The following is a 10,614-nucleotide window of genomic DNA, read 5'->3' on the forward strand; positions in this document are numbered from 1 at the left end:
TTTCATTATTGTAGATATTCATAATACCATTCACGCACATCTAACCAAGCAGTGAACTCGTCCATTTTTGGGTTACTCATTTTCTCAGTTAACACATAAGGCGCTTCACCTTCGAACAAGATAGCCCCCTTAATCCCTTTGTTGCATAGCACTTCTGACACTTCTTTGATTGCATCATATCCTAATCCACCTGTTTTTATTGCTCGTCTTCCATCATCCACTGCAGAATCACCTCTATTTAAATACCAATCTAATGTTTTGCTTCCTTGCAGCAAGTTAATATCTACCTTACCAATACCATCAATACGTCCATTGTCTGTGTACTGCCAAATATCACAAGCATAAGCTGGTTTCTTCTGTGGTGTACCGTCATTGGTACCGTAACGTGGAAGCCATAAGAAGTCAGCTTTCACACTTTGTAAATTATATTTAGTATATAATTCATGACTTACATAAAAGCCTACCTTCCACCCAGCAGCTTTACATGTATCAATGAAGGCTTGGGATGCTGTTGCTAAGTCCCCTAAGTTCCCTTTGCTATCCATAGATTTAACAGTATCTGTTTCTACATCTAATGCTAGAAATTTTGCATTCGGGCTTACCCTGTTCATAAAATCCTTTGCTTCTACAATTGCATCTGCTACAGATACAAAACATCCATAAGCATACGCCCCATGAGGAATACCATATCGTTCTAAATTTGTTACATGATCATTATATAAATGATCTACTAGATTCGAACCATACTGAACACGACAAATTGCTAATTCAATTTGCGATGCTGCAATTGGCCAATTTATTTGATTATTCCATTTTGATAAATCTACAATGTACCTCATTATTCAACATCTCCTTGTTTTTGTTCTTTTTCTTTATCAGAGAACCATTTGCCCGCAGACGGATTAGAAACAACACCTGCGGCAATTAAAAGGCATAAAATAGCATCCACATACTCTTGGTATCTTCCAAAATTAAAATTAGGGATAGTATCCATTAGTACCATCCCTAACAGGGCAAATAAGGCTACCCATAGGCCGTAATTGTTCAATTTTTGTTTCATTGTGTTTTCTCCTTTTTCTTTCTTGAATCTGCTCGTCGTATCTTTGCTTCAATTTCAGAAGCAACACTTTCTAATAACCATGCAGGGATCCATTTTTCCCAGCCAATTCTTGCACAGTTTGCAGCGAAACTATTAAAAATGTGATAACTCAATCCACCTATTACCATAAAGAAAAAGAAATCTGGTAGTTTCAGAGCTATATCAAATAAATGTGCAAGTGCAGGTAAAGATAAAAGCACCACAGTTCTTGTGATGCCTTCAATTCCATATTGTGATGAATATGTACCGTCTATCTTTGAAGCTTTACTACCGGTAATCCAGTCTAGCACGATGATCCATCCAAAAATCATCACCCAAATCAAATTTGCTTTACCATATAGCAAATTAACTACTGTGCCCAACCCGCCACTTATTGCGCCACCTACTTTAAATTGATTACTTGTAATAACATCACTTATATTTAACGATTTGATGAGCTCGTGAATTCTTTCCAAGTTCTCACCTCCTTTCAAATTTTGACCAAAATAAAAAAAGCCTGCTACAGCAAGCTTACATTTTACATATTTAATTTCTTCCAAGAATGTTCTAATGGCTCTTGTCGTGGAGATTTTATATTTTTATTTAAATCATTTTGAACAATTAAAGTTTCAGCGAAAATCAATCCCCTTCTATTTAACGGCTTCCTATTTCCGATTAAGAATATGTCATCAATCATTTTCCCATTTCTTGAAATAATATTTCTGGTTGCTATCAAGGGTTTGGGATCGAAAATAACACCTTTAAAAGTATTAATGGTAATCACCTCACTCAATTCGAAATACTAATGAAGGTGGTAAAGAACCATAACTACCTACTGCATTTACATATTTGTATTTCTGAATGACACCATCAACATCTATTTCAATGATATCTTTATTTAGGATTCCGTCACCAGAGGTATAATATATTCCACCCAATTTTCCACGTATCCCATATTGATCTGTTAAGATATAAAAAGGTAATAATAAAAATTTATTATCTATATTTGGATTTCTACTTGCAGAAATCGATAGCCATGTACTTCGATATGAAGAACCTGGGACTGTCCCATCGGAATTTTTAGGTCTATTAAATGTTAATCCGTGATTAGAGGTACTCCAATTGCCACTATAAGCACTTGAATACCAAGTTAAGGCTCTTGTATATGGTTTATGTTCTTCCTCTAACATTAAATCATCTAATACACCAATATAAGATACAGCAGGATTAAGGTTGATACTTATTGGTGGAATTGTACATGTAATAATTTTTTCTTTATCTATAAATAAATAAAACTCAAATTTTATATCAGGATTTATTGTAGGACCATTTGATGAACCTACACCACTGTTGTAGCTTCTACCCTGGAACCAACTAGTAGGCCAAGAGTAATCCGGACTATTCCCGCGCCCTGTAGCATTGTTATAACCTGTACAGAATTTAAAGAAAGCATCTGAATATACGGTTGATCTCACATCAAATTTGAATCTTTCTGACGAAACTTCCATATTTCTACCATCATATGGTATAAGTTCGATATAAATGTTCTTTTTTCCATCATTTCCATCTGAGTACATAACATAGACATCATTTGCATTTTCTTTTCCTTCGTTTAATTGTTTCCAACCAACTCGAAGCATCTCATTGATTACAATATCGAATATTCTTTTTTTAAACTGTGTAAGTCTTTTGAAAATGTATTCTGACATAAAGGTATCCTCCTGTTATTTTAAACTTATAGCTTTAACGATTACTGTAAATAAAGCAGGTTCCGTTCCTTTGTTTTCAATGAAAATATGAGCAGTACTGCTTGCATCTTTATCCTCACAAGGGATTGCTAATATATCGTAAGTTTTCTTCTCTTGTAGACTCTTATATATTTGTAATCCACCTTGCCTTTTATCAAAGATTGTAATGACAGATTCAATATCTTTATCATTCGTTACGTGCAGAGTCCTTAAATCAAATTTGTTATATTCCATGTTAAGAGCTAAATATTGCGACTGCCCATTTTGTACTAGTACTTGTGCTTTCTTTTCGATAAGGACAGGCGATGAAGTATCATCCATAATTTCTTTATATCGATTTATTTTCATTTCTGTACCCATCTGCACACCTCACTCATGTTGTAATCTAATATTAAAATAAATAGGCTCGAAACCTACATAATCCCAATCTTTCAGGACTTTTATCCAAAACTCAATATTACTTTGAGCTTCTAATGTATCTATTGTTATTTCATTCGACCAAGTAGAGTTATCTAGTGAAATATTAGCCCACGTATACCCTGCCTTTTCCATATATTGTTCAATAGAGATTTTTAGGTTATGAACCGGTATTACATTATTGTTTTGAACAATCATTTTTATAATACGTTGACCTTCTACCATTTGGCCCAGATGTGTAGGGTCCGTTTCGTTTAATTCGTTTGAATCCATTAAAAGTTTTATAGGTGAACCGATATTGTATACATCACCGCCATAAAAAGTAGCTTTCTTTTCTGCAATTAATTCTTCTTTATCATTTAATATTTCAATTACTCCATCGAACTCCAATGATGGTAAAGGGATATCGATACCTGTATTCAAGGAATCTACTAAATGTATAGATATGATGCTCCCAGCGGTATTTTTTAATATAACTTTGCTGTTAGGGAACAGTTGACGAAGGTGCAGCTGATTTCCCCTTGTAATGATAATTTTATCGATATCAATCGGTTGATATTCAGCGTCTATTCCTTTCTTTAAGATAACCCCTATTTTATTAGCAGCGATCTTATCGCTATCAATGTAATCAAAAAGATAATCTGTTTTACTGTAAAAGTCCCACTGATCACCTTGAGAGACAGCCATCCATTCTTTATTACCTTTTAAACGGTTTGCAGAATAAGATTCTAAGAATTCGACTTTATTATCTTTATTTTGATAAATAAGCAATCCACCTCTATCTCCGTCAACATCTGGCTCATAATCAGCAATTACTTGTATTGCAATATCTCCCTCTGGTTTAGCAATTAATAGCATCGTATCTGCATCAATCGCATGTTCCATTCGTAAGAATCCTTTCCTTACAGCAATATCAAAAGAACCCGATGGTGTTAGTAACCAATCGGGATTCATAGAATTGAATTCATCTATAAATATTTTTCCACTTTCTTTTTTGTATAGTGAAACTAATGCATTTGTATCAGAACCATCTGGAAGTAACTCTCCTGTATCATCATATTGTATCAGTGGATTAGTATTATCATATCTTTTCCACCCGGGTTCTGGTTTCTTTAAAACGTCTCCTATTTTTGTCATCTTCTCACCCCTTCGTTGAATTTACCTTGTTTTCTTCCAACTTGAATTTGTCCACCAAGATTGACGGCTATGTCGTAACCATAACTTTGGTTGTTCTTCTGCGACTACTTTGTTTTCAGTAACTTCAATAACATCGGCATTGTATATGTTATTAACGATAAAATCATCAAATTTTATACAATTCGCATGAAATGTCATGTCTATTTTAAAGATATCCATTTCTTCGCTTGAGACATCAATCAGAAACGCTCTATCAAACCGCTCAGATTCATTCACAGTCGTTTTCAAAGTGCTGTTCCTATCAAATGTATTATCTTCTATATAATCAGCTCTAAATTGACGAGAAACCTCGAATACATCTTGCTCATGTATTAAGGTTTTTTTAGCTGGTGTTTCTGCTAAAACATCATAAGTTATGTTTTCTGTTTCTATTTCTACTACTGCTCTTTCAGTATTGGTTATTTCGGACATGTCTGTTGTGATATCCGGTATAAACCGTTTCGAATCAATAGTATCAATAAGTTTTGAGACGATATTGGATTCTGAGCGTATCATTTTTTCGGACAGAATCATTTCTGTATATAATTCTCTTTGGATTCGAGCGAATAAATCGTAATCAGGTAAATAAACCGGTAGACCCTGTCCTTCAAATAAATCGTATTCTCCTCTAATCGCATTGATTTGTATTCTATTTTTAATGAACAATTGAAGTCTTTCTTCTAAAGCTGTTATTTCTTTATTCCTTCGATCACTTAACTCATTTTCTGTGATGTCGATAACAATGTTCTTTGTTAATCGATTAACGTTTTCTACCTTTATGCAACTGGTAGTAATCTCATCGATTGTTTTATCTGCAGATGTTGCATTATTAATTACAGTGATATGTTCTTTGTATTCATGATTTCCGATATCAGTTTCAATATTCTCTATAATGAATTCACGATCTATATCTGTTCCGCACGAAATATCAGACATGTTAACATCATGTTCACAACTACGATTGTTCATTAATTCTGCATCGGCAATAGAGTTAACGGCATATTCATTAGTAACCTTATTAGCGTGATTATCATCTGTTATTTCGGTGGCATGGTATGAATGTGTTCTTACGGCATATTCATGATTTGAACCAGGGGTTGCAGCGAACATATTAATAGCTCGACTAGAATAATCGAAATCAGTATCGACGGTCTCTATATGCGATTTTTCCCGTATTTGTTTATCAGAATTTATATATATACTAGTCACTTCTAATGTAGAGCGATCAACAATTTCATATGAATCAAATTCACCATTAACTTTTACTATATCTCTATCCGCCATATCTAGTTGTGTATGGATAGTGGGTAATTCTCTTTGAATTCGAGCGAATAAATCATAATCAGGTAAATAAACCGGTAGACCTTGTCCATCAAATAAATCGTATTCTTCATAAGAACTATTAATTTCACGAATCTTTCGATCTGCTGTTTCTATATCATCATTAGGAACTGCATGGCATTCTTTTACTACCAGATCACCTGCGTCGTCTGTTAGATTTATCCCATGTAATTCTCTTTTGGTCCGTTCGACCATTACATGTTCATAAAAACGCTCACCATACAAAATACGAGCTACTTTAACCCATTCTGGAAGTTCCGCAACATCGGCAGCAAACTGTCGTACTTTCTTTAACAACATTTCTCCGGTGATAGGTGCAGTCATTTCGTATTCATCTGTAGTTCTGTGTGCTGTATTTTCTTCTACAATATGATTCATATCAAAAGTACGGTTATGTTGTAGGGCTTCGTGATTAATATATATGTCTGTATTAAAACATCTTAATTGATTAAACTCTTGTGTTTGGGATATTTCCATCATGAAATCTCGAGATTGTTGAAATGCTTGTGTAGAAGATACGTTTGCTTCTATAAATCTTTCGGAACGTGCATCCTCTACTGATAAAATATTGGCTTCAATTTCGATTTCTCGTATAGCGCGACTGAAAACATCAGATAATATGCCTTTAATTCTATTATTTTTTGTAGCAAAAACACCGGCATTATCTTCTTTAATTGCTTTATATCTCGAATTAGATGGCATGCTTACGGGATAATCATGCTCATTTTTTCCAAAAGGATTTGAAACAGATAATGATATACAATACGTTTTTTCTAAAGATGAACCAGGGACGAGAGAAAAAGCGAAACTTTTTTCGTTTAAAGATAAATAAGGGGCAGCAATAGAATAAATTTTATCTTTCATTCTTCGCTCTCCCCCTTTCCTTAAAGATCTTCTTTGTATATAGCTAGTCCAATTGGGTTAAATGGTGAATTTGAAGTTGTAAATGGCGAAACTTCTGTTGTCGGTAATGTATAACGATAAAGTTGTGCCATTTTATAACTTGCAGTAATTTCACCCACAGGAAACGATTTGAAAGTAACTGTTTTTTCATCAGCGCTATATTCATAGTCTGTTTTAGGAACTTCCTTACAATCTACATAAACACTTAAGGTGTCCCCTTGCGGTTTGTGCTCTAAATGGTATATTTTTCTGAGTCCATCCCCATCTCCAAGGACTTCATTTACAACTGTTTTTTCAATTTCTAATTCGTCAGCTTGTTGAATATTCTTTGGATGAACAGCATACACATCATCTAGTTTTCCTACATATCCATCATTAGGATGGACAATATACATCTGTGACAAATGATATTTACCACTGTACATAGATGGATTGAATCTTCCTTGCCCACTATCAATATCTTGATGATGTGTAATAAATGCAAGATAATGTTTCTGATACATAGCTCCAGTTAATGATTGAGACAACATTGGAGCTAAGTTTCCACCAGACGTATTTTCACCATAATCAACATTCGTTTTCCCAATTTGTTTTATAGAATTAGAGAATTCTTCACCTTTACGACAACCGCTCATAATCAGTAAGTTTTTCTGTGGTTTTTTATCGAAGGTATGCATCTTACCAATATAAAGCGGAACAAACAATGCACGAACTGGGCTCGGTGTTGGATCAATACGCATAAACATAACAATCCGGTCTTTATTTGCATTACCGTACATATATACAACAGAATCACGCTTCCAATCTTTCGTAAATCGTTGTTCTGGTGTAAAGCTCAATGCAGTGAAAGGTGAGGCGTTAATGAAATTGATAGATGTAAAAATTTCAGTCATGACACTTCTTGTATCTTGAACACTAAAAGATGTTTGAGCAAGGAGCACTTCTGCTAATTCGCCGTTTTCATTAGGTTCTAATAATCTAGTTCCCGAAATTGTAATGTTCTCTGAACTAGAAGGAGCGGATTTGAATTCGATTGATTTACTTGTAAACGTATATTCACTTGAATCTACAACATTCTTGTTTTTATAAACAAAAAAACGACTTTCATCAAAGTCGGTAAAAGGTAAATTAAATGTTGTTTTTGTTCCGTTCCCATTCCCTAAATTAGCAACCGTATCGGTGCTATTTATTTCTTTTTCGATAAAATAACGAGTGTACGTGAAGAAAATCATGTCATTTGTTGGTTCGTATGCCTCATTTGCAAGACGGTATTCTCCAGTTACTTTACCACCTTTAGGAACAGGAGAATTAAATTTTATTTTTCCTGTTTTTCCATCAATAGAATAGGTGCTCTTATCTTGTAATTCACTATTTACATAGAGTAATAATGAAGTCGGAACCATTGGCGCTGCAGGAATTTGGAATTCTATTTTTTCCCCATCCCCTACGCCGAAATTTCCTAAACGAGATTCAGTTGAAACATATCGTGCGTCTGCAAAATCAGAATCGGATGTATCATAGGCCATAGCAAATCCAAAACGTCTTCGTTCTAAATCACTACCTAATGATTCGAATAATCGTACATCAATGTATTTGCTAGTACCGCTGCGAATACGAAAGAATAAATCTCTTTTCCAGCCGTTATTTTGGTATAATTTTTCTAAATCTGTTGGTAACGTTTGTAGATTAACAATTTTATCGAACCACATTTTGAATATCCCCCTTTTACATTGATTTTTCATAGATTCCTAATCCGGCAGGTCTATATGCTGTAGCTGGCATTTTCGTAATAGGCGAAATAGCATCCACAGTAAAGAAACGATAAATATCATAGGAATCTGGACATGTTTGCTTACGGACTTTTAATTTATCGCCATCGAGTAATCCCAATGGTGATAAAAGAACCATGTAAGGCATAGAACCACGAACCCCTTCGTCAGGGTGTACGATGTAAGCACGCGACGTATGTACTCTACCACTATACAAAGACGGATTGAATTGATATTTATATTCATCATTGTCATGACTTTGCCATGCAGAGGGATATTGCCCCCCATTTACTCCTTTTCTATCTGGTGGCATCATATTACTCGGAACACTCCATGCAATGTAATGAGCTTGGTATCTTGCACCAAATCTGGAACGTTTTATAATCACATTATCAATTCCGTTACCTGGAGATTTAGGATATGTCTTTGTTCTTGGCATATAATTCGTTACATCTATTAATGGAGTATTACTCTCAAAATTATATAAATGAGAATATACTTCAGATCCTTCGTAAGCAGTCCCAGCCCATAATGCGTCAGCAATTTCATCCTCTTTTCCATAGCTCTCTAATTGCCCCATATATACAGGTAAGACTGGAACCGAGTTGTTTTCAAATGCAGGTGTTCTATCTGCTTGAATTAATAGAACAACTCTATACTCATCAACTTGTCCTGTAATTCGAACCAATGAATCGGGCCACCAGTTTGTATCTACATTTACACTCTGTAAATTTGGATTTCTTAGAGTTGCTTTCACTAGTGGGGACATCATAAGTTCTGGTGTATCAGTGTAATCGTAAGTGTAATAAACGTAAGATTTACCATTCTTATCTATGTCTGTATGCGGAATTCTATTAACTTTAGCTAATTCGACATCTGAAATTGATTTAAATTCCTTTCCATCTTCTGCGCCCATAAAGATAATGCTATTATCTGCATAGTTTGGAAGTTTTTCAATCATATATAAGTATAGACGAGAGCGGTCCTTATAACGTGGATTGTTTTCTAAATATGATTTAAATTCAGCTTCTCCTTCTTCTGTAGAAAAATCTATATCTAATTTACTTTTCGCAGACCATCCCCACGTTTGCATAATTCCATACATGCCACCATCACTATTTTTTAGAATTACATGTTTTGCAGCCCAATAATTATGCAAAGAAGTTTCTCCATCTTTCATTTTGTAAACGCATTTGTAAAATGTTTGAGCCTTTTTCCAGCCATTTTGAATCATTGTATTGACTAACTCATTATGGAATTCGGCTTCCGTTACTATTTTTTCAATATATGCCATCTATTTCACTCTCCTAATCTCTTAGTAGTTGATAATTCAACTTTACAATCTTATGCTTTCCAGATTGATTGTGATATTCAAACTTTAATAGGGCATTAGCGGGTATAGGTTTAATGACAGAAAAATTAAATCCTTCTGGGACATCCTTTATATAAATGTTTTTACATACTTGCTCATCGTTAATAAACAAGTTCCAATAATCACGATCGTCATATTGTGATGCAGATATAGAAAAAGCAATCATTTCAGTTTCGAAATCTAAAGAGAATTTATCTATATTCACAGCATCATCTATACTTATTCTTCTCCCCTCTATATATGGCTTGGTCTTCGTAGGAAAATAAGGTGCATCAAATCTTCCGCCGGCCATATAATTGACAGCGAAGCTCATAAAACCACTCCTCTACTTTAAACAGTGCAACTCGAACCATATTGTTTTATCGATAATTCCTTGGTTATAGAATCGAAATATAATTTCATCACCTGCAGTTAATTGTTCATAAACCATAAAATGCATACCTTCGGGAAGCTTCTTGGTATAAATGTTTTTACAGAAATACTCCCCATTAACAAGTAAATCCCATTTGTCGTCCAGTTCATATACCGAGCAACTGACACTAATTGCGTAGAATTCCATATCAGCAGGTAATGTATATTTAAATTCTTCCGTAGTAAATGATGCAGAATCCATGATGAAGCCAGGGACAAATGGCTTTGTTTTTGTTGGGTAGAAAGGTGGATCTAATCTCCCGCCAGCTAAATACGATGTAGTAAACATAAAACACGCCCCTTTTTTGTAAAAAATACCCAAGTTATTAAGATACATCAGGAATTGGCAAATCAGATAGCATGCCATTGCCTTTATTAAGAAGGCGCGGCTGCACACGC

11 protein-coding genes are annotated in these 10,614 nt (G+C 34.5%); all 11 read right to left on the bottom strand.

Annotated elements, in window-relative coordinates:
- Nucleotides 1-5: 5 nt before the first annotated feature.
- The gene (locus tag MR059_RS20165) at nt 6-839 is read right to left on the bottom strand and encodes a GH25 family lysozyme (RefSeq protein ID WP_242161989.1); all 834 of its coding nucleotides are present in this window, start codon (nt 837-839) and stop codon (nt 6-8) included.
- Nucleotides 839-1,060 (bottom strand): hypothetical protein, encoded by a 222-nt coding sequence (locus MR059_RS20170; protein ID WP_242161990.1) that lies wholly within the window; start codon nt 1,058-1,060, stop codon nt 839-841. Before MR059_RS20170 ends, MR059_RS20165 begins: the two co-directional genes overlap by 1 nt.
- On the bottom strand, nt 1,057-1,554 hold the full coding sequence (locus MR059_RS20175) for a phage holin family protein (RefSeq protein ID WP_087099793.1): 498 nt from the start codon (nt 1,552-1,554) through the stop codon (nt 1,057-1,059). The genes MR059_RS20170 and MR059_RS20175 overlap by 4 nt, the downstream gene beginning before the upstream one ends.
- Before the next feature lie 309 nt (nt 1,555-1,863).
- Nucleotides 1,864-2,787 carry a hypothetical protein gene (locus tag MR059_RS20180; RefSeq protein WP_242161991.1) on the bottom strand — a complete coding sequence of 308 codons (924 nt, stop codon included), beginning with the start codon at nt 2,785-2,787 and terminating at the stop codon, nt 1,864-1,866.
- A 15-nt stretch (nt 2,788-2,802) separates the two neighbouring features.
- On the bottom strand, nt 2,803-3,186 hold the full coding sequence (locus MR059_RS20185; RefSeq protein ID WP_242161992.1) for a hypothetical protein: 384 nt from the start codon (nt 3,184-3,186) through the stop codon (nt 2,803-2,805).
- 9 nt (nt 3,187-3,195) lie between these two features.
- Nucleotides 3,196-4,380 carry a cell adhesion protein gene (locus tag MR059_RS20190; RefSeq protein ID WP_242161993.1) on the bottom strand — a complete coding sequence of 395 codons (1,185 nt, stop codon included), beginning with the start codon at nt 4,378-4,380 and terminating at the stop codon, nt 3,196-3,198.
- A 21-nt stretch (nt 4,381-4,401) separates the two neighbouring features.
- A complete protein-coding gene (locus MR059_RS20195; RefSeq protein ID WP_242161994.1) occupies nt 4,402-6,624 on the bottom strand; it encodes a hypothetical protein in 2,223 nt (740 codons plus the stop codon).
- A gap of 20 nt (nt 6,625-6,644) precedes the next feature.
- A complete protein-coding gene (locus MR059_RS20200) occupies nt 6,645-8,372 on the bottom strand; it encodes a hypothetical protein (RefSeq protein WP_242161995.1) in 1,728 nt (575 codons plus the stop codon).
- 16 nt (nt 8,373-8,388) lie between these two features.
- Nucleotides 8,389-9,726 (bottom strand): hypothetical protein, encoded by a 1,338-nt coding sequence (locus tag MR059_RS20205; RefSeq protein WP_242161996.1) that lies wholly within the window; start codon nt 9,724-9,726, stop codon nt 8,389-8,391.
- A gap of 13 nt (nt 9,727-9,739) precedes the next feature.
- A complete protein-coding gene (locus tag MR059_RS20210) occupies nt 9,740-10,117 on the bottom strand; it encodes a Low copy number virion structural protein (protein ID WP_242161997.1) in 378 nt (125 codons plus the stop codon).
- A gap of 12 nt (nt 10,118-10,129) precedes the next feature.
- Nucleotides 10,130-10,504 (bottom strand): Low copy number virion structural protein, encoded by a 375-nt coding sequence (locus MR059_RS20215; RefSeq protein WP_242161998.1) that lies wholly within the window; start codon nt 10,502-10,504, stop codon nt 10,130-10,132.
- Between the last annotated feature and the right edge of the window lie 110 nt (nt 10,505-10,614).

This window comes from Bacillus cereus group sp. BfR-BA-01522 (assembly GCF_022662635.1).
In the GTDB taxonomy this organism is placed as follows: Bacteria; Bacillota; Bacilli; order Bacillales; family Bacillaceae_G; genus Bacillus_A; species Bacillus_A cytotoxicus.

Excerpts from the sequence above, each read along its gene's own strand:
- MR059_RS20165 (WP_242161989.1), bottom strand. The coding sequence starts at position 839 with ATGAGGTACATTGTAGATTTATCAAAATGGAATAATCAAATAAATTGG.
- MR059_RS20170 (WP_242161990.1), bottom strand. The coding sequence starts at position 1,060 with ATGAAACAAAAATTGAACAATTACGGCCTATGGGTAGCCTTATTTGCC.
- MR059_RS20180 (WP_242161991.1), bottom strand. The coding sequence starts at position 2,787 with ATGTCAGAATACATTTTCAAAAGACTTACACAGTTTAAAAAAAGAATA.
- MR059_RS20185 (WP_242161992.1), bottom strand. The coding sequence starts at position 3,186 with ATGGGTACAGAAATGAAAATAAATCGATATAAAGAAATTATGGATGAT.
- MR059_RS20190 (WP_242161993.1), bottom strand. The coding sequence starts at position 4,380 with ATGACAAAAATAGGAGACGTTTTAAAGAAACCAGAACCCGGGTGGAAA.
- MR059_RS20195 (WP_242161994.1), bottom strand. The coding sequence starts at position 6,624 with ATGAAAGATAAAATTTATTCTATTGCTGCCCCTTATTTATCTTTAAAC.
- MR059_RS20200 (WP_242161995.1), bottom strand. The coding sequence starts at position 8,372 with ATGTGGTTCGATAAAATTGTTAATCTACAAACGTTACCAACAGATTTA.
- MR059_RS20205 (WP_242161996.1), bottom strand. The coding sequence starts at position 9,726 with ATGGCATATATTGAAAAAATAGTAACGGAAGCCGAATTCCATAATGAG.
- MR059_RS20210 (WP_242161997.1), bottom strand. The coding sequence starts at position 10,117 with ATGAGCTTCGCTGTCAATTATATGGCCGGCGGAAGATTTGATGCACCT.
- MR059_RS20215 (WP_242161998.1), bottom strand. The coding sequence starts at position 10,504 with ATGTTTACTACATCGTATTTAGCTGGCGGGAGATTAGATCCACCTTTC.